Source organism: Paracidovorax anthurii, from assembly GCF_003269065.1.
Taxonomy (GTDB): Bacteria; Pseudomonadota; Gammaproteobacteria; order Burkholderiales; family Burkholderiaceae_C; genus Paracidovorax; species Paracidovorax anthurii.
This window is the reverse complement of sequence record NZ_QLTA01000029.1, coordinates 22,013-45,746: the sequence shown is the minus strand read 5'-3', so window position 1 is coordinate 45,746 and position 23,734 is coordinate 22,013. Positions and strand designations below refer to the sequence as shown.

The 23,734-nt window shown below is 70.9% G+C and carries 17 protein-coding genes; 4 read left to right on the top strand and 13 right to left on the bottom strand.

Annotated features, from left to right (window positions below; translation table 11 throughout):
* Positions 1 to 104 precede the first annotated feature (104 nt).
* The 6 genes from AX018_RS14595 to hemC all read right to left on the bottom strand — a co-directional run bounded on the left by AX018_RS14595 (position 105) and on the right by hemC (position 8,673).
* Positions 105 to 2,990 carry a valine--tRNA ligase gene (locus AX018_RS14595; RefSeq protein WP_111878367.1) on the bottom strand — a complete coding sequence of 962 codons (2,886 nt, stop codon included), beginning with the start codon at positions 2,988 to 2,990 and terminating at the stop codon, positions 105 to 107.
* 444 nt (positions 2,991 to 3,434) lie between these two features.
* On the bottom strand, positions 3,435 to 4,070 hold the full coding sequence (locus tag AX018_RS14590) for a VOC family protein (protein ID WP_111878425.1): 636 nt from the start codon (positions 4,068 to 4,070) through the stop codon (positions 3,435 to 3,437).
* A gap of 383 nt (positions 4,071 to 4,453) precedes the next feature.
* A complete protein-coding gene (locus AX018_RS14585) occupies positions 4,454 to 5,737 on the bottom strand; it encodes a heme biosynthesis protein HemY (RefSeq protein WP_111878365.1) in 1,284 nt (427 codons plus the stop codon).
* Between the two features lie 24 nt (positions 5,738 to 5,761).
* Positions 5,762 to 6,847, bottom strand: coding sequence for a uroporphyrinogen-III C-methyltransferase (locus tag AX018_RS14580; RefSeq protein ID WP_111878362.1), 1,086 nt, complete (start codon positions 6,845 to 6,847; stop codon positions 5,762 to 5,764).
* Entirely contained in the window at positions 6,844 to 7,617 is a 774-nt protein-coding gene (locus AX018_RS14575; protein WP_111878423.1) for a uroporphyrinogen-III synthase, read from the bottom strand. The genes AX018_RS14580 and AX018_RS14575 overlap by 4 nt, the downstream gene beginning before the upstream one ends.
* A 102-nt stretch (positions 7,618 to 7,719) precedes the next feature.
* The gene (gene hemC / locus AX018_RS14570; RefSeq protein ID WP_111878359.1) at positions 7,720 to 8,673 is read right to left on the bottom strand and encodes a hydroxymethylbilane synthase; all 954 of its coding nucleotides are present in this window, start codon (positions 8,671 to 8,673) and stop codon (positions 7,720 to 7,722) included.
* A gap of 174 nt (positions 8,674 to 8,847) precedes the next feature.
* Between hemC and ppc the strand changes: the two genes are divergently transcribed.
* Positions 8,848 to 11,703, top strand: coding sequence for a phosphoenolpyruvate carboxylase (gene ppc, locus AX018_RS14565; protein WP_111878357.1), 2,856 nt, complete (start codon positions 8,848 to 8,850; stop codon positions 11,701 to 11,703).
* Between the two features lie 91 nt (positions 11,704 to 11,794).
* Entirely contained in the window at positions 11,795 to 14,080 is a 2,286-nt protein-coding gene (yccS, locus tag AX018_RS14560; protein WP_111878354.1) for a YccS family putative transporter, read from the top strand.
* Positions 14,081 to 14,174: 94 nt separating this feature from the next.
* Here yccS and xopH read toward each other — a convergent pair whose 3' ends face one another.
* Positions 14,175 to 15,326 carry a type III secretion system effector XopH gene (gene xopH, locus AX018_RS14555; protein WP_211322442.1) on the bottom strand — a complete coding sequence of 384 codons (1,152 nt, stop codon included), beginning with the start codon at positions 15,324 to 15,326 and terminating at the stop codon, positions 14,175 to 14,177.
* 239 nt (positions 15,327 to 15,565) lie between these two features.
* Positions 15,566 to 16,870 (bottom strand): AI-2E family transporter, encoded by a 1,305-nt coding sequence (locus AX018_RS14550; protein WP_111878349.1) that lies wholly within the window; start codon positions 16,868 to 16,870, stop codon positions 15,566 to 15,568.
* A gap of 197 nt (positions 16,871 to 17,067) precedes the next feature.
* Here AX018_RS14550 and AX018_RS14545 point away from each other — a divergent pair, with 197 nt between their 5' ends.
* Both AX018_RS14545 and AX018_RS14540 read left to right on the top strand, forming a co-directional pair.
* A complete protein-coding gene (locus AX018_RS14545) occupies positions 17,068 to 17,811 on the top strand; it encodes a hypothetical protein (protein ID WP_111878346.1) in 744 nt (247 codons plus the stop codon).
* Positions 17,808 to 18,431, top strand: a complete 624-nt coding sequence (locus AX018_RS14540; RefSeq protein ID WP_111878344.1) for a FlgO family outer membrane protein — start codon at positions 17,808 to 17,810, stop codon at positions 18,429 to 18,431. Before AX018_RS14545 ends, AX018_RS14540 begins: the two co-directional genes overlap by 4 nt.
* Before the next feature lie 209 nt (positions 18,432 to 18,640).
* Here the strand turns inward: AX018_RS14540 and flhC are convergent, their stop codons facing one another.
* From flhC to AX018_RS14515, 5 genes are all read right to left on the bottom strand, one after another.
* Entirely contained in the window at positions 18,641 to 19,189 is a 549-nt protein-coding gene (gene flhC, locus AX018_RS14535) for a flagellar transcriptional regulator FlhC (RefSeq protein ID WP_111878342.1), read from the bottom strand.
* Positions 19,190 to 19,240: 51 nt separating this feature from the next.
* Positions 19,241 to 19,570 carry a flagellar transcriptional regulator FlhD gene (flhD, locus tag AX018_RS14530; protein ID WP_013595547.1) on the bottom strand — a complete coding sequence of 110 codons (330 nt, stop codon included), beginning with the start codon at positions 19,568 to 19,570 and terminating at the stop codon, positions 19,241 to 19,243.
* Positions 19,571 to 20,079: 509 nt separating this feature from the next.
* A complete protein-coding gene (locus AX018_RS14525; protein ID WP_111878339.1) occupies positions 20,080 to 20,979 on the bottom strand; it encodes a sulfurtransferase in 900 nt (299 codons plus the stop codon).
* Positions 20,980 to 21,214: 235 nt separating this feature from the next.
* Positions 21,215 to 22,126 carry a DMT family transporter gene (locus AX018_RS14520; RefSeq protein ID WP_111878336.1) on the bottom strand — a complete coding sequence of 304 codons (912 nt, stop codon included), beginning with the start codon at positions 22,124 to 22,126 and terminating at the stop codon, positions 21,215 to 21,217.
* Positions 22,127 to 22,335: 209 nt separating this feature from the next.
* Positions 22,336 to 23,619 (bottom strand): APC family permease, encoded by a 1,284-nt coding sequence (locus AX018_RS14515; RefSeq protein WP_170146266.1) that lies wholly within the window; start codon positions 23,617 to 23,619, stop codon positions 22,336 to 22,338.
* Positions 23,620 to 23,734 lie beyond the last annotated feature (115 nt).

The following is a 23,734-nucleotide window of genomic DNA, read 5'->3' as shown; positions in this document are numbered from 1 at the left end:
CCTCGGGTTCAGATGTGGATCGTTATCGAAGGAGGGTGGGGGCGGTGCCGCGGGCCTTCAACCCGCGGAGCATCCCGTTACACACCCGCGCCGGACGCGGCGGCTCAGCCGAGGCGCGCGAGCTGGTCCTGGAGCCGCGAGAGCGTGGCGCCGAAATCCGCCACGCGCTTTTGCTCCTGTTCGATGACGGCGGCCGGCGCCTTGGCCACGAAGGCCTCGTTGCCGAGCTTGCCGCGCGCCTTGGCGATCTCGCCCTCGATGCGGGCGATCTCCTTGGCCAGGCGCGCCTTCTCGGCCGCCACATCGATCTCCATGTGCAGGCACAGGCGCGCCTCGCCCACCACGGCCACGGGGGCGGCCTGCGCGGCGGCGGCCCAGGCGGCCTCGTCGTCGAACACCTTGACCTCGCTGAGCTTGGCCAGCGCCTGCAGCGCGGGCGCGGCGGCGCGCATGAAGTCGGCATCGCCCACGGCATAGAGCGGCAGGCGCGTGGCGGGCGAGACGTTCATCTCGCCGCGCAGGGTGCGGCAGGCATCGACCAGGGCCTTGAGGCGGCCCACGTGGGCGATGGCGGCTTCGTCGATGCGTTCAGGCTGGGCCTGCGGGTAGGGGGCGATGCTGACCGAGGCGCCGGCGCGGCCGGCCACGGGGGCGACCTTCTGCCACAGCGCTTCGGTGATGAACGGGATCAGCGGGTGCGCGAGGCGCAGGATGGTCTCCAGCGTGCGGATCAGCGTGCGGCGCGTGGCGCGCTGCTGGGCCTCGCCGCCGGTCTGGATCTGCACCTTGGCGATTTCCAGGTACCAGTCGCAGAACTCGTTCCAGACGAATTCATAGAGGGCATGGGCCACGTGATCGAGGCGGAATTCGGCGAAGCCCTTTTCCACGTCGGCCTCCACCTGCTGCAGCGCCGAGACGATCCAGCGGTCGGCCTGGCTGAACGCGAGGTATCCGCCGTCGCAGTCGGCCTGCGTGTGCTCGGCCAGGCCGCAATCGTGGCCCTCGCAGTTCATCAGCACGAAGCGGCTGGCGTTCCAGAGCTTGTTGCAGAAGTTGCGGTAGCCCTCGCAGCGCTTGGAGTCGAAGTTGATGCTGCGGCCCAGGCTGGCGAGCGCCGCGAAGGTGAAGCGCAGCGCGTCGGCGCCGTAGGCGGGAATGCCCTCGGGGAATTCCTTCTGCGTGTTCTTGCGCACCTGGGGCGCGGTCTCGGGGCGGCGCAGGCCGGTGGAGCGTTTCTCCAGCAGCGGCTCCAGCGCGATGCCGTCGATGAGGTCCACCGGGTCGAGCACATTGCCCTCGGACTTGCTCATCTTCTTGCCCTGCGCGTCGCGCACGAGGCCGTGGATGTACACGTGCCGGAACGGCACGCGGCCCGTGAAGTGCGTGCTCATCATGATCATCCGGGCGACCCAGAAGAAGATGATGTCGTAGCCCGTGACCAGCACGGAGGAGGGCAGGTAGAGGTCGTAATCCTTGGTGGCGCTGGCGTCGCCCAGCGCGCCGGGCCAGCCCAGCGACGAGAACGGCACGAGGCCGGCCGAATACCACGTGTCCAGCACGTCCGCATCGCGCGAGAGCTTCACGCCCGCGCCGGCCTGCGCCTGGGCCTCGGCCTCGCTGCGCGCCACATAGACGTTGCCCGCGCCGTCGTACCACGCGGGGATCTGGTGGCCCCACCAGAGCTGGCGGCTGATGCACCAGTCCTGGATGTTGTGCATCCACTGGTTGTAGGTGTTGACCCAGTTCTCGGGCACGAACCGCACTTCGCCCGAGGCCACGGCGTCGATGGCCTTCTGGGCGATGCTCTTGCCCGTGGGGTCCTGGTCGCTGACCTTGCTCACGGCGACGAACCACTGGTCGGTGAGCATGGGCTCGATCACCTGGCCGGTGCGCGTGCAGATGGGCACCATGAGCTTGTGCTTCTTCGTCTCGACCAGGGCGCCCGCGGCCTCCAGGTCGGCCACGACGGCCTTGCGGGCCACGAAGCGGTCCAGGCCGCGGTATTTCTCGGGCGCGTTGTCGTTGACCTTGGCCGTGAGCGTGAGCACCACCACCATCGGCAGGCCGTGGCGCTGGCCCACCTGGTAGTCGTTGGGGTCGTGCGCGGGCGTGACCTTGACCACGCCGGTGCCGAATTCCTTGTCCACGTAGGCGTCGGCGATGATGGGGATCTCGCGGCCCACGAGCGGCAGCGTCACGGTCTTGCCGACGAGGTGGGCGTAGCGCTCGTCCTCGGGGTGCACCATCACGGCCACGTCGCCCAGCATGGTCTCGGGGCGGGTGGTGGCCACGGTGAGGTGGCCGCTGCCGTCGGTCAGCGGGTAGGCGATGTGCCAGAGGGAGCCGTCCTTCTCTTCGCTCTCCACCTCCAGGTCGGAGACGGCGGACTGCAGCACCGGGTCCCAGTTGACGAGGCGCTTGCCGCGGTAGATCAGGCCCTGCTCATAGAGGCGCACGAAGGTGTCGGTGACCACCTTCGAGAGCTTGTCGTCCATGGTGAAGTATTCGCGCGTCCAGTCCACGCTGTCGCCCAGGCGGCGCATCTGCGTGGTGATGGTGTCGCCGCTCTTTTCCTTCCATTCCCAGACCTTCTTCACGAAGTTTTCGCGGCCCAGGTCGTGGCGGCTCACGCCCTGCTCCTGCAGTTGCCGCTCGACCACGATCTGCGTGGCGATGCCTGCGTGGTCGGTGCCGGGAACCCAGGCCGTGTTGTAGCCCCGCATGCGGTGGTAGCGCGTGAGGCTGTCCATGATGGTCTGGTTGAAGGCATGCCCCATGTGCAGCGTGCCCGTCACGTTGGGCGGCGGCAGCTGGATGGAGAAGTTCTCCTGGCGGGCGGCGGCGCCCGCATCGGGCGCCGAGGTGCCGCGATAGCCCGCCACGCCGTAGCCCCGGCGTTCCCACTCGGGGCCCCAGTGGGCTTCGAGGGCGGAGGGTTCGAAGGACTTGGAGAGGCTTTCGAGGCCGGGCTGTTGAAGGGGCGAACTCATGGGTGTGGAAAAGAGGAATGCGGCACCCTGGCAGGGCGCGGTGGCAGGAAGGGGGGATTGCGCAGACCGCAGATTCTACGGGCCCGATTCCGCGCGGGCCGGCCGGCGCGGTGGCCAGGGTTCTTGCGGCGCCAGGGGCGGCGCGCGGATGCCGCTATCTTTTTGTTGGCTGACGGGGATGGGCCGCAGGCGCCGCCCTGCCAATCACCCGCCGCTCGCAAGGGCCTGCGGTCTGGGGAGGTCGCTTGCGCGCCATACCGTGCACATAGATCGAGGAGGAAAAGCGCCTGCTGCGGCACCGCACCGCCAACAGATCGCGCTGGCGGGCATGAAGTCCGGGAAGACCCGTTTCAAGGCCGTGATGGGCGAACGCTGGCAGCGCCACCAGGCCATGCGCATGCACCGTGTGCGCTCGATCGGTGCTTGGCCGGGGTCGGCCCTCGTTCAGCCGGCGGCGTGGCCGGGCACGTATTCCGGCCGGTCGTTGGCCTGCGGCTTGAGCGGCTCGGCAGCCCGGCCCTCGGCGCGCTCGCGGCGCCACTGCGCCTTGCGCGCCGTCCAGGCCGCGAGCCGCTCGTGGGCCACGGTGCTGTCCCGGGCCATGTGCTCTTCGTCGGCCAGCTGGGCGGCCAGCTCCAGGCGCACGCCGTTGGGGTCGAAGAAGTAGATGCTCTTGAAGATGTGGTGGTCGGTCACGCCGAGCACCTCGACGCCGTGCGCCTCCAGCCGGGCCTTGGTGTTCGCCAGCTCCTCCACCGTGTCTACCCGGAAGGCGACGTGGTTCACCCACAGCGGGGTGTTGGGCGAGGGCTCGGCCTTGACGTCGTCGCCCAGGTCGAAGAAGGCGATGAACGAGCCGTCCTTGAGGCGGAAGAAGAAGTGCGTGTAGGGGCAGTACTCGCCCGTGCTGGGCACATAGTCGCTCTGGATGATGTGGTAGAGCGGCAGGCCCAGGATGTCCTCGTAGAAGTGGCGGGTCTCCTCGGCGTCGCGCGCCCGGTAGGCGTAGTGGTGCAGCTGCTGCACGGCGGCGGGAGGGGGGAGGGCGGCCAGTGCGGCCTGCGGAAGGGCGGCAGTCATGTGCATGTCTCCTGGGTGTGTTTTGATGTTTCACTAATCGTAATGCATTTACGTTGGTGGAATTCATAACCGCACTCGGGACGTGTGATCTGCGTCACGGGAGCCTGGGGCTGGAAGGGGGAGCGCCGGGGATGGACGATGGCCTACGCCAGGGTGGCACAGGCGTGCGTGTCCGATGCCCCGCAAGTTTGGGGCCGGGGCAGTGCGAGTGGATGCGAGCGAAAGGGACGGGGGCAAGATGCCCGGTGCGGACGGCAGCGGCGGGATCACTGGGCTGTTGCTTCGCCTCGTCGCTTGCCCCCGGCTGCGACCGCGATAGTGGGAGTGCGGGCCGTGCGGGTCATTGGGCCCGGGGTGAAGGCGTGCCGCCTCCCCGGCCCGGGTCAGGAGGCGAGCGCCGCGTTCTTCCAGGCCGAGGCCGCCGCGTCGGCGTCGCCGCGCTGCTCGGCCAGTTCGGCCAGGTGGCGCCACGCGCGGCAGCGCAGGGCATCGTCGTCCAGCTGCTGCGTGGCCTGGGTGAAGAGCTGCTGGGCCTTGCCCCAGAGCTGCCGGCGCAGGCAGGCCATGCCGGAGAGGTACTGCAGCCGCGCATCGCGCGGATTGGCCTGCTGCGCTGCCTCGATGCGCGCGAGCCAGGCGGGGTCGAGGGCATCGAGGCTGCCCTCCAGCACGCGCACCAGCTTGAGCGCGTGGGCATCGGGCAGGCCGCCCTCGGGGCCGTGGCTGGCCATGTGCTCCCACGCCGGCAGCAGCCAGGAGCGGACCTGGACCGGGTCGCCGCCCAGCGTGGCGAGGCGCTGCGCGGCATGGATCGCAAGCTCGGGCATGGCCCGCTCGGCGGGCTCCAGCGACATCCAGGCCTGCTGCAGCTGCGCGGGATCGTGCGCGCCGTTGAGCAGCTCCATGGCCAGCCCGCGCACGATGCTCTGGGCCGCCGCGGGCGAGAACGCGCGGTGCTTGCCCAGCAGGCGCGCGGTTTCGAGCGCCTCCTGGGTCTGGTGCGACTGGCGCGTGGCCTTGAGCCGGGCGCGCAGCGCGAGCGTGCGCCGGGCCGCGCCCTGGGGCAGGGCGGCCAGGTGTTCGAGCGCCGCGGTCGCGTCGCGTTCGTCGAGGGACCAGCGCGCGGCGCGCAGTTGCGCGCCCTCGCGCAGCTCCTGCTCGCTCACCGTGGCGCGCGCGGGGATGTTGTCGAGGGCGTTGCGCAGATGGGCCTCGCGGGTCGCGCGGTCCTGCAGCGCGTGCGAGCTTTCGGCGGCCACGAGGTGGGCCAGCGTGCGCAGCTGGCGCCCGTGCGGCACGGCCTCGCCCGCGGCTTCCAGGGCGCTTTCCTGCGCCAGCGAGGCCATGGCGGCCTTGCGCGAGCGCAGGAAGCGCCCGGCCAGCAGCTGCGAGAGGGCGTCGAGCAGGGCCGCGTGCATCGCGCGCTCCTTCTGCTGGACGCGCCAGCGCCGGGCCTGTCCGGGCAGCTCCAGCAGCGCCGAGAGCGCCCGCAGCGCGGCATAGACCGTGGCGAAGCCGCCGACGAGCAGCAGCAGCACGAAGTTGAGCGAGAGATCGACGCGGTAGGGCGGCCAGAACAGGGTGATGGTGCCCTGGTTGTTGCCCGCGAAGAGGGCCGCCGCGACGGCGACGCCGAAGAGTGCCAGGAACCAGAGGGCTGCGCGCATGGGTCGGTGTGTCTCCTGTGCGCGTCAGCGGCCGGCGGCGGCCGTGGCCAGCGCGGCGAAGGTTTCGTCCAGCGCGGGCAGGGCCGCGCCCTTCAGGTGGGTCTGCGCCTGCTGCAGCACGGTGGCCGCCGACTGGGTGCGGCGGGCGGCGGGGTCGAAATACTTGCTCAGCGCGCCGCTGGAGGCGGCGAGGTCGGCGCGCGCGGAGTCGTACTGCCGCGCCAGCACCGCGAGGCGGGCGTTCATGAGCTGCAGCTTGAGGTTCTCGCGCAGGAAGAAGGCCTGGTCGGGCGCGATGAGGATCGCCTCGGGCCGGTCGATGCGGGTGACGCGCAGTAGCTGCCGCGCCTCGTCGCGCACCACCTCCCAGCCGCGCTGCAGCGTGGCCTGCCACCAGGGCAGGGCCGCGCCGGGGGCGGCCGTGCCGTTCTCGGGGGAGCGGCTGGCGGCGGCCGCGTTCATGCGCCGGGTGGCCGCGGCCTGGGCCACGGCGTTCTGCAGGGGCAGCTCGTCCACCTGCCGCATGAGGTCGTCCAGGCGCGAGAGCAGGCCGGCCGTGTCGGTGACCTGGGCGGCGCCCACGCGGTCGAGGTCGCGGCCGATGGCGCGCGCCACGGGGGCGAGGCGGGGCTGCGCGGAGCGCTCGATGCGCTGGCCGGCGCTCTTGAGGGCGGCCACCACGGGCTCCAGGCTGCCGGTGAGCTGGGCCTGCTGCTGCGCGAGGCGCAGCGCGGATTCGATATCGACGACGAGGTTCTCGTCGCGCGAGCGCGAGAGGCTCTGCATCAGCTCTTCGAGCTGGCTGCGCTGCAGCGCCACTTCGCTCACGCGGGTTTCGTTGACGGCCAGGCGTGCCGCGATGTCGCGCGACATGTCCAGCGACTGGTTGGCGAGGGTGCGGGCCTCGATGGACTGCGCGCCCGCGTCGGCCGACTGGCGCGCAAGCTGCTCCTGGATGCCGGAGAGGCGCTGCCACAGCATCACGCTCGTCGCGAGGCCGGAGATGGCGACCACGCCGAGCAGGAGCAGCACGGCCCGGTGCACGCCGGACGCCGCGCCGGGGGTTGCGGCCGCCGGGGCGGAGGGTGCGAGGGATGGCTCGGAACTCATGGGTGGGATTCTATCGATGCGACCACGTCGTCCAGGGCGGGCCGGCATTGGCGCACGGCCCCGAAACCCGCGTCCTGCGCGGCCTGCGCGATGCGCGGGTGGGTGGCGAGCGCGCGCGCGCCGTGCCAGTCCTGGCCGGGCAGCGCCTCGCGCAGGTGGGCCACGGCCTCGGAGCTGCTGAAGATCCAGAGCGAGCCGTCGGCGGCGGCCGCGCGCGCCAGGGCCTGCTGCGGCGGCGAGAGCTGCGGCGCGGCGCGCTCGTAGGCGGCCACGAACTCGGCGCGCCCGCCCGCCGCGGCGATCTGCTGCGCGAGCCATTCGCGGCCGTGGCCGGCCGAGGCCTCCGCTTCGCCCGTCTCGGCCTGGGCACCGCGCACGATCAGGATGCGGTCGCCCGGCTGCACCTGCGGCGCCACCTGCTGCCAGAGCGATTCGGAGTCGAACTGCGCCGCACCGGGGTCGGGCTGGTCGATGGCCGCGGCCGGCACGCCGGCCTGCCGCAGCGCGCGGGCGGTGCCGGGGCCCGGGGACCATACTCTTGTTTTGATAGCAGACTCTTCAGCAAATTCGGCGACATGGAGCCCCTCGGGCTCGAAGAAATGGTGCGCGGCGTTGCTGCTCACGAACATGACCGCGCGCCATCCGGCCCAGGCCTGCCGCGCCGCGCGCAGCGCCGCACGGGCCTCGGGGTGGGCGCAGGGCCGGATCGCGATCAGCGGCAGCGCCACCGCGTCGATGCCCCGGGCGTGCAGCTGGACCACCCACTGCATGGCATCGCGCTCGGGCCGGGTGACGATGGCGCGCCGGGGCGTGGGGGATGCGTGGGGGGCGTGTTGCACGGCGGAGTCCCGGTGAAGGGGGGCAGGCGCTGTTCAGCCCGCGGCCCGCGCGCCGCCCGCGCGCAGTTGCGCGGCCACGGCGGCGCCCAGGGCCTCGGCCTGGTCGTGCGCGGCCACCGGCGCGTCGGCGCTGGCGCGCACCAGCGGCAGGCGGCCTTCCGGGTCGCCCCAGGCCGCGTCGATGCGCAGGCGGGCGCCGCCTTCGGTCCAGCGCGCGTGGGCGGCCAGGGGCATGGAGCAGCTGCCGCCCATCGCGCGGCTCACGGCCCGCTCGGCGGAGACGGCGAGCCAGGTGGGCGCGTGGGCGAGCGGCGCGAGCGCGTCGATCAGGTCGCGCCGTTCGGCGCGCACTTCCAGGCCCAGGGCGCCCTGGCCGGCGGCCGGCAGCATCTCGTCGGGCCCGAACAGGGCGCGGATGCGCTCCTGCAGGCCCAGGCGCTTGAGCCCGGCGGCCGCGAGCACGATGGCGTCGTACTGGCCTTCGTCGAGCTTGCGCAGGCGGGTGTCGAGGTTGCCGCGCAGCGGCTGGATCACGAGGTCGGGGCGCAGCGCCTGCAGCAGCGCCTGGCGCCGCAGGCTGGAGGTGCCCACCACCGCGCCGTGCGGCAGCCCGGCCAGGTCGGCGTAACGGTTGGAGACGAAGGCATCGCGCGGGTCCTCGCGCTCCATCACGCAGGCGAGCGCGAAGCCCTCGGGCAGCTCCATCGGCACGTCCTTGAGCGAATGCACGGCCACGTGGGCGCGGCCTTCCTGCAGGGCGATCTCCAGCTCCTTCACGAACAGGCCCTTGCCGCCCACCTTGGAGAGCGTGCGGTCCAGGATCTGGTCGCCCTGGGTGGTCATGCCCAGCAGGGCGACGTCGTGGCCGCGTGCGCGCAGCAGGGCCTGCACGTGGCCGGCCTGCCAGAGCGCGAGCCGGCTCTCGCGCGTGGCGATGACGATGGGGGCGAGGGGGGGCGTGGGGGAGGAGGGGACGGGTGGATGCATCGCGGTGTTCGGGGCCCTGCCGGCAGGGGCGCCTGGGGCCCGGGGGATGCTAGCATGCTGCGCCGCAGCAGCCGTCGCCCCGCCCACCCTTCTCCCTTCGGCGCGGGGCCCTGCCGGGCCTGCGGCGCATCCCATGAAAGAACCGCGCGAGCGCTTCCAGGAGACCTCCCCCGCATGAACGCGACGACATCCCGCAAGACCGATCCCGCTCCCGGCGCCGAGCCCGCGCTGCCCCCGGCCCGCCGCGCTGACAAGGACCAGCCGCTGATCCAGGACATCCGCCTGCTGGGCCGCATCCTGGGCGACGTGATCCGCGAGCAGGAGGGCGTGGCGGCCTACGACCTCGTCGAGCAGGTGCGCAAGCTCTCGGTGGCCTTCCGCCGCGATGCCGACCAGGAGGCCGACAAGGCGCTCAAGAAACTGCTCAAGGGCCTCTCGGGCGACCAGACGGTGAGCGTGATCCGCGCTTTCACGTATTTCAGCCACCTCGCCAACCTGGCCGAGGACCGGCACCACATCCGCCGCCGCACCGTGCACGAGCGCGCCGGCAGCGCGCAGGAGGGCAGCATCGAGGTGGCCCTGGCGCGCCTGCGCTGGGCCGGCATCGCGCCGCGCGCGGTGGCGCAGACGCTCGCGCGCAGCTACGTGGCGCCGGTGCTCACCGCCCACCCCACCGAGGTGCAGCGCAAGAGCATCCTGGACGCCGAGCGCGACATCGCCGAGCTGCTGGCCGAGCGCGACGAGATCCAGGCCCGCGCGCAGCTCTACAAGTCCGCGCGCGATGCGCTCACCCCGCGCGAGCTGGCCGCCAACGAGGCGCGCCTGCGCGCCCGGGTGGCGCAGCTCTGGCAGACGCGGCTGCTGCGCTACTCCAAGCTCACCGTGGCCGACGAGATCGAGAACGCGCTCTCCTATTACGAATCGACCTTCCTGCGCGAGATCCCCAAGCTCTACGAGGAGCTGGAGCGCGCCCTGGGCAGCCAGCCCGTGGCGAGCTTCCTGCGCATGGGCCAGTGGATCGGCGGCGACCGCGACGGCAACCCCAACGTGAGCGCCGGCACCCTGTCGCTCGCGCTCAAGCGGCAGGCCGAGGTGGCGCTGCGCCACTACCTCACCGAGGTGCACTACCTGGGGGGCGAGCTGTCGCTTTCGGCGCGGCTGGTGCAGGTCTCGCCCGAGATGCAGCAACTGGCCGAGCGCTCGCCCGACACCAGCGAGCACCGCCAGGACGAGCCCTACCGCCGCGCGCTTACCGGCATCTACGCGCGCCTTGCGGCCACGCTGCGCGACCTCACGGGCGGCGAGGCCGCGCGCCACGCGGTGGCGCCGCAGAACCCGTACGCGGTGGCCGAGGATTTCCTGGCCGACCTGCGCGTGATCGAGGCCTCGCTGCGCTCGCACGGCGGCGCGGCCCTGGCATCGCAGCGGCTGCACCCGCTGGTGCGCGCGGTGGAGGTGTTTGGCTTCCACCTCGCCACGGTGGACCTGCGGCAAAGCTCCGACCAGCACGAGCGCGTGGTGGCCGAGCTGCTCGCCACGGCCCGGCTGGAGGCCGACTACGCGGCCCTGCCCGAAGACGCGCGCCAGGCCCTGCTGGTGCGCCTGCTGTGCGACGCGCGGCCGCTGCGCGTGGTGGGCGCCGAGTATTCCGAGCATGCGCGCGGCGAGATCGCCATCTTCGAGACCGCGCGCCGCATGCGCGAGCAGTACGGCGCCCAGGCCATCCGCCACTACATCATCAGCCACACCGAGACCGTGAGCGACCTGCTGGAGGTGCTGCTGCTGCAAAAGGAGGTGGGCCTGATGCACGGCACGCTGGATGCGCCCGACGCGCGCGCCGACCTCATCGTGGTGCCGCTTTTCGAGACCATCGGCGACCTGCGCAACGCCCAGCCCATCATGCGCGCGCTCTACGAGGTGCCGGGCTTCGCGGGGCTGGTGCAGCGCAGCGGGGCCGAGCAGGACATCATGCTCGGCTACTCCGACAGCAACAAGGACGGCGGCATTTTCACGAGCAACTGGGAGCTGTACCGCGCCGAGATCGCCCTCGTGGAGCTGTTCGACGAGCTGGAGACCCGCCACCACATCCGCCTGCGCCTCTTCCACGGCCGGGGCGGCACCGTGGGGCGCGGTGGCGGGCCCAGCTACCAGGCCATCCTGGCGCAGCCGCCCGGCACCGTGCGCGGGCAGATCCGCCTGACCGAGCAGGGCGAGGTGATCGCCTCCAAGTACGCCAACCCCGAGATCGGCCGGCGCAACCTGGAGACGCTGGTGGCCGCCACGCTGGAGGCCACGCTGCTGCAGCCCACCAAGCCCGCCACGAAGGCCTTCCACGACGCGGCGGCCGAGCTTTCGCGCGCGAGCATGGCGGCCTACCGCGCGCTGGTCTACGAGACGCCGGGCTTCGCCGACTATTTCTTCAACGCCACGCCGATCCGCGAGATCGCGGAGCTGAACATCGGCTCGCGCCCGGCCTCGCGCAAGCCCAGCCAGAAGATCGAGGACCTGCGCGCCATCCCCTGGGGCTTCAGCTGGGGCCAGTGCCGGCTCACGCTGCCCGGCTGGTACGGCTTCGGCTCGGCGGTGGAGGCCTTCGTGAAGGCGCCCGGCGAGAGCCCCAAGGCCCGCATGGCGCTGCTGCAGAAGATGTACCGCCAGTGGCCGTTCTTCCGCACGCTGCTCTCCAACATGGACATGGTGCTGGCCAAGAGCGATCTGGCCCTGGCCTCGCGCTACAGCGAACTCGTGGCCGACGCGCGCCTGCGCCGCAAGGTCTTCGGCGCGATCGAGGCCGAGTGGCAGCGCACCGTCGATGCCCTGGCGCGCATCACCGGCGACCGCCAGCGCCTTGCGCACAACGCGGCGCTGGCGCGCTCGATCCGCCACCGCTTCCCCTACATCGATCCGCTGCACCACCTGCAGGTGGAGCTGGTGCGTCGCTGGCGCGCGGGCGAGGGCAGCGAGCGCGTGCAGACGGGTATCCACATCTGCATCAACGGCATTGCGGCGGGGCTGCGCAACACCGGGTGACCGGCGGTGCGCCGCGCGGGGCTCGCTTCTTGCTTGCCCCGGCGCGCGGCGCCGTGCCGCGCGAGCATGAGGTGGCCTGGAAGGCGGGGTGATGGAAACGACGACAACAACGACGGCGGCAGTGGCTACCGGGCCGGCCGACGGCGGCGCGGGATGGCTGCGCCGGCTCTGGGCCCAGGACGCCTTCGTCTATAGCCTGCGCGTGTTCATCGCGCTCAGCGGCGCGATGGCGCTGTGCTGGTGGCGCGACCAGGTGGCGCTGGTGACGCCGATCTTCCTGGGCATCATCGCGAGCGCGCTCGCCGAGACCGACGACAGCTGGCGCGGCCGGCTGCGCGCGGTGCTGGTGATGCTCGGCTGCTTCGCGCTCGCGGCGTTCTCGGTGCAGATCCTGCTGCCGCGCCCGGCGTGGTTCGTGGCGGGGCTCGCGCTTTCCACCTTCGGCTTCACGATGCTGGGCGCGCTCGGCGAGCGCTACCGCGCCATCGCCTCGGCCACGGTGATCCTGGCGCTCTATGCGGCCATCAGCGCCTCGCCGGGCACGCCCTCGCACGCTCCGGCGGGCGCCTGGCAGGTGCCGCTACTGCTGCTCGCGGGCGCCGCGTGGTATGCGCTGCTGTCGCTCGCCTGGTGCGCGCTCTTCCCGCACCAGCCGGTGCGGCAGAACCTGGCGCGGCTCTATGAGCAGCTGGGCGCTTACCTGCGGCTCAAGGCCAGCCTGTTCGAGCCCGTGCGCGGGGTGGACGTGCAGCGCCGGCGGCTGGCGCTCGCCCAGACCAACGGCCGCGTGGTGGCGGCCCTCAACGCCACCAAGGAGAGCATCTTCAGCCGCCGGGGCGCCGGCGCGCGCGCGCTGCCCACGGGCCGCATGCTGCGCCACCTGAACCTCTACTTCATCGCACAGGACATCCACGAGCGCGCCAGCTCCTCGCACCACCACTACAACGAGTGGGCGGACGTGCTCTTCCACAGCGACGTGCTCTACCGCTGCCAGCGCGTGCTGCAGCTGCAGGGCGTGGAGTGCACGCGGCTCGCGCAGGCGCTGCAGATGCACGCGCCCTTCGTGCGCGACGGGGCCGTGGCGCGCGCCATGGCCGACCTGCGCGATGCGATCGCCTACCTGGAGGCCCAGGCCCGGCCCGGGTGGCACCGGCCGCTTCGCAGCCTGCGGGCGCTGGCGCGCAACCTCGCCACGCTCGATGCCCAGCTCGACGCGGCCGCCCACCCCGAGGGGGGCGAGCGCGCCGGCGACAGCAGCCTGCTGGACCGCTCTCCGCGCTCGCTGGCCGATGCCTGGGGGCGCGTGCGCTCGCAGCTGCACCCGGGCACGCCGCTCTTCCGGCATGCCGCGCGGCTTTCGCTGGCGCTGGCGGCGGGCCACGGCGCGATGCAGCTCATCGACCCGGTGCACGGCTACTGGATTCCGCTGGCCACGCTGTTCGTGTGCCAGCCCACCTACGGCGCCACGCTGGCGCGCGTGTCCCAGCGCGTCGCCGGCACAGCCGTGGGGCTGGTGGTGGGCTGGGCGCTGCTGCGGCTTTTTCCGAGCCTGCCGCTGCAGGCGCTGTTCGCCGTGGCGGCGGGCGTGCTGTTCTTCGTCACCCGCACCACGCGCTACCTCACGGCCACGGCGGCCATCACGCTGCTGGTGCTGATGTGCTTCAACCAGGCCACGGGCGAGGCGCACGCGCTGATCCTGCCGCGGCTGCTGGACACGATGATCGGCAGCGCGATCGCGGCCGTGGCCATGCTGATGGTGCTGCCCGACTGGCAGGGGCGCAGGCTCGCCGCGGTGGCTGCGCAGGCGCTCGCGTCGCACGCCCATTACCTGCGCGAGATCCTCTCGCAGTACGCCACGGGCAAGGCCGACGACCTGGACTACCGCCTCGCGCGGCGCAACGCGCACAACGCCGACGCGGCGCTGTCCACCACGCTCTCGCACATGCTGCAGGAGCCGCGCCACGTGCGCTTGCATTCGCTGGCGGGCATGCGCATGCTGGTGGCCTCGCACACGCTGCTCAGTTACCTCTCGGCCATGGGCGCCCACCGCGCGGAACCGGCAGGGCCTGTTGCGGACCTTGCCCAGGAGGCGGGTGCCCACGCGGCGAACCGGCTGGACGCGTTGGCGGCTGCGTTGCGCCGGCAGGGCGATGCCGTATCGGACGATTCGGGCCGGGCCGAGGCGTTGGCGGCGGCGCTGGAGCAGGCGGCAGACACCCTGGCCCAGACTGATCCCGCTTCTGCTCCGGGCGGGGCGGAGATGTTACGCACCTTGCAGACCCAACTGGCGCTTGTGTGCCGGCAGCTCGGGGCCCTCGAAGCCGCAGCGCGGCAATTGCGGGGCAGCCCTGCGGACACTGCAGCGGCTTTTGCCTGACAGCCTCTTTTTGTTTGGGACGCCGGTCTTGGGTTCGGTTGCGTGGCTTCGCCTTTGCGAGTCATGGCGGGGCTTGTTGAAGGGCGCCCCGCATTTATTGGAGTTCCCGACCTCCGTGGGCAACGCGCTCGGCATCTCCGCTACTTTGTGTGTCCAGCCATTCGGACCACAACTGAGGAGACCCCTTCGGGTTGACCTTCGCGTATTCGTAGAACAGGGTGATGAATTCCAATCGATCATTGCGAAATTCGCCGCGCCCCTCGTGCGTGACGTCTTTCCCGAAGTCCAGCGCGCGTCCGGGATTAAAGGCCAGCTGTCGCGCGATGATGTCGTCAAGCGGCACCTTGGACGCATTGCGCAGCATGTCGTGCATCGCGATAAAAATGCCAGTACGGCCTTGGCCGACCCCACAGTGCACATGGAGCCTTTCGTGGGCAGCCATGGCCCGTTCCATCTTGACGAAGGCATCGACATGTTCGCTGCGCGGCCCGAGGTGGTCCGTCACCGTGAGCCGGACGTAGTCGGCTCCTGCCTTCTTGACCAATTCTTCTTCGCTCATGATCTCCGGCCTGACCAAGGTCACCGAGCGTGGATTTTCGACGCCTTCCTTGGCGTCTTTGCGATGCGATAACTGTATGGTTTCCTGTGATCGCAACTGTTGAATCCTTGCGCGCTCGTCCGCCAGTACTTCGCTGCTGGGCTTTCCGACGTTCCCCCAGTTGTTGGGTGCCCGCCACGTGCCCGGATAGCCGCCGACGATGACGTGAGACTCTTCCCGGACGTCCAGGACGGTCACAGGTCGTTGCGGCGATGGGTCGAGCTTCGCGACTTGGTCCAGCGACGCGATGCTGGCGCTACCCGACACATGCAGTTCGTGCCAGCCTGCTGGATTGCAGCTTTCAGGCAGTTCGAACTCGTCTGAAGAACGGAAGTTTTCCTTTGTCCCCGGGGTTCTGTCGTACTGGAGGACTGGGGTGGAATCCGGCCGCGGCGGCATCGGCAAAGTGCCTCTGAATTTGTGGATGAGTGCGGAACGGCGATCCGTTGTCGGCGGCATCTCGCCGAAGGCACTCGGCTTCGAAGACGCAGTAGGTTCTGCACGGGTCGGCAAGGCATCGAACGAACCGCGAGCAGTTTGCTGGTGCCTGCCCGTGGCACCTTCTGCTGACGAGGGAGGTGGTTCCGAGACAGCCCGGTTGGGGTCCCTATGGCTGATACCGGCATGACCTGAAACGTTCTTGACCATGAGAACTCTCTGTGCAACTTTGGTATGGTCGACAGAGTTTCCGCGCCGATGGCGCCATGCCCTGGCGCATAGCCGAAGCGGTGGCGCCGCTGGCGAAACAGAAGTGCGTGAAAGGTGCCTCAGTCGCCGCGCAGAGATCCCGGCCCCGAAAGGCAACATCAGAAAAACAAGACCCCGCCACGGCGAAAAGACAGCAGACGCCATGGACCGGGCTTCGTCCAGAGGTGACTCCGGGGGCGTCAATCACTCATCAGTTCTCCGATCGGCCGCAAATCCTCCACCCGATCACACACCGCCTTCACCATCATCATCACGGGGATGCCGAGCAGCACTCCCCACAGGCCCCACAGCCAGCCCCACACCAGCACGCTCACGAACACGGCCACCGGGCTCATGCGGCTGGTCTTGCTGGTGAGCCAGGGCGTGAGCAGGTTGCCCACCAGCGTGTGGATCAGCAGCGACGCGCCGCCGATGGCCAGGGCCATGTCCACGGTGCCGAACTGCAGGAAGGCCACGAGCGCCGAGGCGCCCGTGACCACCACCGAGCCGATGTAGGGCGCGAGGTTCAGCACGCCCGCCACCACGCCCCACACGGCCGCGTTCTCCAGGCCCAGCAGCGCGTAGGCCGTGCCGGTGGCCACGCCCACCAGCACACTCGTGGCCACCTGCACGAGCAGGTAGCGCTGGATCTGCGCGGTGATGTCGTCCAGGGCCGCCATGGTGATGTGGCGGCGCTCCAGGCTCTCGCCCGCGATGCGCACCAGCTTGCGGCGGAACAGGTTGCCCGAGGCGAGCGAGAAGAACGTGAGGAACACCACCACGGTGAGCTGGCCGGCGGCCGACATCAGGCCCACGGTGCCGGTCCACACGTAGTCGCGGATGTTGAAGGGCGGGCGCTCGATCACCACGCGCTGCACGCCGCGCCGCGTCTGCGGCGGGATGCTGTCGGTGGCGGCCTGCTCGATCTGGCTGGCGGCTTTCTGCATGGTGTCCAGCGGGCTTGGGCCGCGCACATTCTGGCGCACGGCGTCGCGCACCTTGCGGGCGGCCACGGGCAGCGAATCGACCAACTGGGCCGCGCCGTCCGAGAGCGACCACGCCGCGCCGCCCAGCCCGCCCACGAGGCCCATCAGCAACACGCCGGCGCCCAGCCAGCGCGGCACGCACCAGCGCCGCAGCGCGGTGACGGCCGGCTGCAGCGCGATGGTGAGCAGCAGGCTCAGCATGAGCGGAATGAACACGGCGCTGGCCCAGTGCAGCAGCGCGATGCCGGCGAAAAGGGCGAGCAGCGCCAGCGACAGGTTGCGCACGTCCACCGGCATGTGCAGCAGCACGCGGGGCGAGGCGTCTCCTGCGGGCGGCGGCGTGGCGGGGGCCGGCGGATCGCCGGCCGGAAGCGGATCTGGCGGGGGATCGCCCACGGGGGGCGGGGCGGGCTCGGCCGGCGGGAGGACCGCAGGCGTGTCGGGGGCCGGGGCGTCGGCGGGAGAGGGGGCCGGAGCGGGGGCGGGAGAGGGGGCCGGAGCGGGGGCGGAATGCTGCATGCGCGGATTGTGGCGTGGCGCCCGGCCCCACGCCTGCAGGCGCAGGCCCCGATTGCGGAACGGGCGCGAAACGCCGGGCTGGCCCGGCCGGCCGCGCGGGGCCGAGCAGGGCGGGAAAAGCGCCGCTGTTCGGGCGATGCCGGCGGCGGGCCGCCGCTAGCATCCAGTCCATGCAATCCGAGGAAAGGCGTGCGCGCATGACCCCCGCTGCGGAATCTCCGCCGAACGTTCACCACAGGCCGTGGCGCGGCCTGCTGGCCGCGCTGGGCTGCGCGGCGTGGCTCGCGGGCTGCGCGGCCCCCCCGCCGCCGGACCTGCCCCAGCCCCAGGCCCATGAGCCCTCCACGCAGAAGACCGCCCGCGCGGTGCACCACTGGGACGTGCTGGCCGCCGACGTCGCGGCGCGCACAGCCTCCCGGCTGCGCGACTGGCCGCCGGGCGCGCACCCGATCTACGTGGTGCCGGCCGAGGGCGAGGGCGGCGGCTTCGGCCCCGGGTTCCGGACCCTGCTGGTCACCCATCTGGTGGAGCGCGGCCTCGCGGTGTCCACCCAGCCCTCGGGCGTGCGGCTCGTGGTCGGCGTGCAGCTCGTGCAGCACGTGGCGCTGCCGGCCACGGGCGCGCGCCCCGTGCTGCTGGGCGAAGGCGTGAGCGTGGCGCGCAATGCCTCGATGGAAAACGGCGACTATCTGCTCGCGGCCACGGCCGCGCCCGTGGCGGCTCCGATGGCTGCCGCGTCCCGCCAGGCGCTGGCGCGCGGCCCGGCCCGCACCGAGATCCTGGTGACCACCTCGCTGGAGGGCGAGGACCGCTACCTCGCGCGCACGAGCGACGTGTATTTCATCGACCAGGCCGACGCCGCGCTCTATCTGCCCGCGCCGCCGGCGTCCGTGGGGCCGCCGCCCGTGGCGGTCAAGACCTGGCAGGTGGTGGCGCCATGACGGCCCCCGAGCAACACATCCCGCACCCGGGCCGGCGGGCGCGGCGCGCCTGGCTGCAGGCGGGGCTGGCGGGCGCCGCGGCCCTGCTGCTGCCCGGTTGCGCGCGGTACTACTACGGCAGCGCCGCGCCCGGCGGCGGCAGCGGCCCGCTCGCCGCGCTGGGGCTGGGTTCCCCGGCGGCGGACCTGCTGGAGGCCAACTACCTCGCGGCCGACACGCTCCTGCAGCAGGCGCCGCAGCTCGACCCGAGGCAGCCCGTGCTGGTGGCCACGCTGGTCCACATCGACCGGCTCGATGAATCCTCGCGCCTCGGGCGCCTGTGCTCCGAGCAGATCATGGGGCGGCTGGTGCAGCGCGGCGTGCGGGTGACCGAGCTCAAGATGCGCCAGAGCCTCGCGATGCAGCCCGGGCAGGGCGAACTGCTGCTCTCGCGCGAGGTGCGGGAGGTGAGCCGCGCGCAGTCCGCGCAGGCCGTGGTGGTGGGCACCTACGCCGCCACGGCGCAGTCGGTGTTCGTGAGCCTCAAGCTCGTGAGTCCCGAGGGCAACACGGTCATCGCCGCGCACGACTACGTGCTCCCGGTGGATGACAACGTCCGCATTCTCCTGTCGGTGCGATGAGCCGCGGGCCCGGCCCGGAGAGCGCGGTCCGGGGCGGGAGAACGGGGGCGGGGGGCGCCCGGACGGGGTTCCGGGCGGGGAAGCCGGGCAAAAAAGACCCGGCGCGAGGCCGGGCAAGGGGGAATTGATTTGCTACTGAAAGTATAGCTACTGAATCAGTGTTTTCACCGACATGGCAGCGCCTGGAATGCCCAAATGCTTGATCTGGATCAATGCAGCATCAGTGCGCCGGCCGATTTGCTCTTGCCGGCGCGGGCGGGCGGGTTGCACAGGCCGCAGGTGAAGGTGCGCGCGTTCTCGTACAGCTCGGTCACGAAGCGGCCGCCGCACTGGGTGCATTCGGTGCGCGTGAGCATGCCGGCGTCCACGAACTTGATGAGGCGCCAGGCGCGCGTGAAGGACAGCAGCGGCTCGATCTCGGCCGTGGCCACCTGCTCGCTGTAGAGGCGGTAGGCCTTGGTCAGCAGTTCCACCGAGTCCAGGTCCACGCCCTTGGAGAGGTACTCGTAGATGTTGAGGAACAGCGAGCTGTGGATGTTTTCCTGCCACGTGAGGAACCAGTCGGTGGAGAACGGCAGCTGGCCCTTGGACGGCGACTTGCCCGCGATTTCCTTATAGAGGCGGATCAGCCGCTCATACGACAGCGTAGTCTCCGACTCCAGCACCTGCATGCGTGCGCCCATCTGGATCAGCATGGCGGCGCGTTCGATCTGCTTGGACTCGTTGAGGACGCTCTTGGCGGGTGCGGCTGCGGTCATGGCGGTCTTTCGGAGGCGGGTGGACGGGAGGCGGGAGAGGGCGCGAGGGGCTCAGAGCACCTCGGACACGCGGCTGGCCATCAGGATGTTGGCGTGCAGCGTGTTGGTGGCCTCGTTGCCGACCTTCTTGGGGGTGTTGTGGTTGGTGAGCAGGCTCCAGACGAGGTTGTCGTCCACGCGGAAGCTGCACAGCAGGGTGTTGCGCGAGGCCAGCTTGAGCACCTGCGCGGCCGAGAGGGACGCGAGGATGTCGGCGGCGTCTTCGTTGATGCCCAGGCGGAACACCGCTTCGGCCTTGTCCTGGCGGATCAGGGTCTGGGCCAGCATCAGGTAGGTGAGGTTGGCTTCGCGGATTTCGGCGAGAAGTTGTTCCGAGGTCATGGTGCAATCCTTTCCAGTACCAGATCCCGAGGTTCCTTGCGGTCTGCAGGTTTGTCGCGATCCGTTGAAATGGATTGTGAATTCGGCCCAATCGGAAATTAAGTCGGGGTTTGGATGTGCGTCGTGTCTCGCCGGCACGCCGGGTTTGTAGGAATTTGCCTTACACGTGGGCAGGTGCCCTGGGGGCTGCTCGCCCGGCGCGCTTGCTGCGGCGGGCGGCATGGACCGTATCGGTGATCCACGGCGCCGCGCGCCATCCGCGATGCATGACACCGGCGCTGCGTCCCCGTCCGGTGGCCACGGAGCAGGCCACGCCCGCAACCGCCGTGGAGCGAGCTTGGCTCGGCCACCGGCGGTGTCCCCCTTCCCGCCGAGCGCAGCGCGGCGAGAGAAGGGGCTGAAGGCCGCGGCTCCAGGCCTGCCTGCACAGGCTTGGACGGCCCTGAAGAGCTGCCACCTCTGGCGGTTGCACCGAGGCGCGAAGCGCCACAGGGGGTTGTCGTTTGACTTCAGCCGCGCTCGACCGGGCGGGCCGGGTCGCTGCACCATTCGCTCCAGCTGCCGGCGAAGAGCGTGGTTTTTCCGAGTCCCGCGACCTGCATCGCGAGCAGGTTGGGCACGGCGCTCACGCCGCTGCCGCACTGGTGCACGATGGTGGCGGGCGGGCGGCCCGCGAGCAGGGCCTCGAACTCCGCGCGCAACTGGTCGGCGGGCTTGAATCGGCCGTCGGGCCCCAGGTTCTCGCTGAACGGGCGGTTGAGCGCGCCCGGGATGTGGCCCGCCACAGGGTCCAGCGGCTCCACCTCGCCGCGGTAGCGCGCGGGGGCGCGCGCGTCCACGATGGTCTGGCCGGCCTGGCCCAGCGCGGCCTGCACCTCGGCCGCCGTGGCGAGCCGCTGCAGGGGCTCGCCCAGCGCGAAGTTCGTGCGGAAGTGCGCGGGCTCCTCGCCGCTCGCCACCTCGCCGCCGGCCCCGGTCCAGGCCTGCAGGCCGCCGTCGAGCACCGCCACCGCCCCGTGCCCGGCCCATTGCAGCATCCACCACAGGCGGCCGCAATAGTTGGCGCCGTTGCGGTCGTACACCACGGCCTGCATGCCGTTCGAGAAGCCCACCGACGACAGCCACGCGGCGAAGCGCTCGCGGCGGGGAAGCGGGTGGCGCCCGCCCGAAGCCGGCGCATCGCCCTCGGCCGCGACGATCGTGCCATGTGCGCCGTGCGCTCCATGCTTGGCGCTCAGCGCCTCGTCGAGGTGGGCATATACCGCGCCGGGGATGTGCGATTCGAGGTACTGCTGGGCCCCGCGCGAGGGCTGCGAGAGATCGAAGCTGCAGTCGAAGACCATCAGCGGAGCGCCGCTCGCGCGCAGGGCCTTCAGTTCGGTGGCGGAGATCAGGGTCGTATAGGGCATGGTGCGGATGGAAGAGAAGACAACGGGGGAAAGCGGGAGCGCCGTGCCGCGGCCCGCGCGCCGCCTATTGTGCGGCGCCGGGAAGGGGCCGCCGCGTCGGCGTGGGCCGCATCCGCCGGGCCCGCCCGCTCATACGGTTTCGCAATCAAAAAGATAACTGCGTTGCTTCGCCTTGCCGTGCTACAGCACTGTCTGCGGCTTCGCGCCTTGTTCTCTCTTTGATTGCAAACCCGTATCAATGCTCCTCGGCCGGGGCGCCGGGCGCTGCGCGGGCGCGCAGCACCGTCGCCACGATGCCGCTGGCCACGATCAGCGCCATGCCCGCCCAGCCGATGGGGGGGATGTTGTCCCCGAAGAGCAGCAGGCTGTAGAGGGCGGCGAACACGATGCCCGAATACTGCAGGTTCGCCACCACGAGCGTGCCGCGCTGGGTGAGGGCGCGGGCGTAGGCGCGCGTCATGCAGAGCTGGCCGAGGGCGGCCAGGACGCCGATGGGCAGCAGCCACAGGGCCGGCCAGCCGGGCCAGTCCGAGGTACCGGTGAGCACCATGGCCCCGCCTCCCCCCACGGCCGAGCCCACGGCGAAATAGAACACCGTGCGCGTCTCCGGCTCGCCGATGCGCGAGAGCGCCATCACCTGCATGTACGCGAACGCGGCCGACAGGCCCGAGAGCAGGCCCACGAGGCCGGCGAACATCTGGTGGGCGTCCAGGCTGGGGCGCAGCATCATGACCACGCCCGCGAACCCCGCCAGCACGGCAAGCACCAGCGGCGCCTGCAGCGGCGGCCGCGCCCCGCCCGCCACGGGTCTCCAGGCCAGCAGCGCGCCGCCCACGATGAAGGCCGCGATCCACACGCTGCTCATGTAGTTGAGCGTCATGGCCGTGGCCAGCGGCAGGTGCGCGATGGCGTAGAACCACGCGCCCAGCGACGCCACGCCGATGAGGCTGCGCCAGGCGTGCATGCCCGGGTACCGGGTGCCCAGCGAAACCCCCTGCTGCCGCGCCAGCGCCCAGAGGATCAGCATGCCGATCAGGCCCCGGTAGCACACCAGTTCGGCCGCGTTGAAATAGGCCGACGCGAGCTTCACGCACACCCCCATGGTCGCGAACAGAAAAGCGGCCAGGACCATCCAGAGAGCTTGCATGGGCGTAGAAAAGAGAAGGGAGAAGGGCGACGAGGGAGGAGCGGCGACGCGCGCCGGCCCGGGGCGGGACTGGCGCGCGGTGGACCGATGTTAGGCCAAGCCCGGGCTTCCTCCCGCGAAGGCGGCGCGGGTGCGGGCCATCGCACCCGCGCGCAACGGGCTACGGCCCAGTGGATGGGATGCGCCGCGCCGCGCCGTGGCGCTGCCGTTCACCGCAGGCCCGGTGCGGCGCCGCCCGGCTGCCGGCGCCGCGCGCCGCGGCTTTCATGCCAGGCCAGCCCGGCGAACAGTGCCGCAGCGAGCCCCAGCGACACCAGCATCATTTTGCCCAGCAGGGGCACCAGGCCGATGCTGGCCAGGATGGCGATCCAGGCGCACGCGCGCATGCGCGCCGACTGGAAGACCTTGAGCGCGGCGCCGAAGGCGAACAGGTAGATCAGGATGAAGTTGGCATTGGCGAACTGGATCAGCCATGCCTCCGGGATGTGGAAGACCGAGAGGCACAGGGTGAACAGGCCGTAGATCACGGCCATGGCGGCCAGCGCGTTGCGGGGCGCGCCGTGCGCCGAACTCCAGCGGCCCAGGGCGCCGGGCAGCAGCCCCTTGCGGGCCAGCGAGAAGATTTGCCGCGACGCGCCCATCACCCACGAATTCACCGCCAGGAGCAGCAGCACGACCGCCACCAGGCTGCCGGCGGCGGCCGCGGAATCGCCCAGCACGATGCGCAGGATGGGCGTGAGCACGGTCGGCGCCGCGGCGCGCTCCTGGGCCGGCACGACGGAGACGTAGGTCAGCGCGATCAGGCCGTAGAGCCCGCTCACGATCACCACCGCCCAGGGAATCACGCGCCGGAAGGTGCGCTCCGGATTGCGCACCTCGCCGGCGATGGAGGAGACGTTCTCCCAGCCCAGGAACGCGAAGAAGCACACCACCATCGCCCCGCCGATGGACGAGACGCCCTGCGGCATGAACGGGGTCATGGTCTGCACGCTGCCGTGGGGCAGGGCCACGGCGATCACCGCGATCAGCCCCAGCACCAGCACGAACACCGCGATGGACTGGATTTTTCCGCCGATTTTCATGCCGATGGCATTGAATCCCAGCGCGGCCAGCAAAAATGCATAACCCACCAGCGGAATCCATTGTTTATCGAATTGCAACAGGGCGTGAAGATAATGCGCGGCGGCCAATCCCATGATCGGATCGCTGACCACGATGGACAGCGTGAGCAATAAGGAAAGGGTTTTGCCGAGGCGGGGGTGCAGGGATTTTTCGATGAAGGCCGGCACACCGCCGCTCTCGGGCGCCAGCATGGCCATCTTGGCGAAGCAGACCGCGATCGGCGCGGTGATCAGCGCAAGCAGCATCCAGGCCACGAGCGAGGCAGGGCCTGCGATCTGGGCGGCGATGCCGGGAATGATCAGCACCCCGGCACCGACGACGGACGAGATATAGAAGGCCAGCAGTTCTCGGCTGCCGATATGGCGTTGCATTTGCACAAGGAGCTCCCAAAAAGAACGAGGCTTTTTGTCTCCTGGCGCATGCATGGCAAACGGGCAATGCCATGGGATATGCGGGTATTTTTATTTGATTTTGATTCTAGGTGGC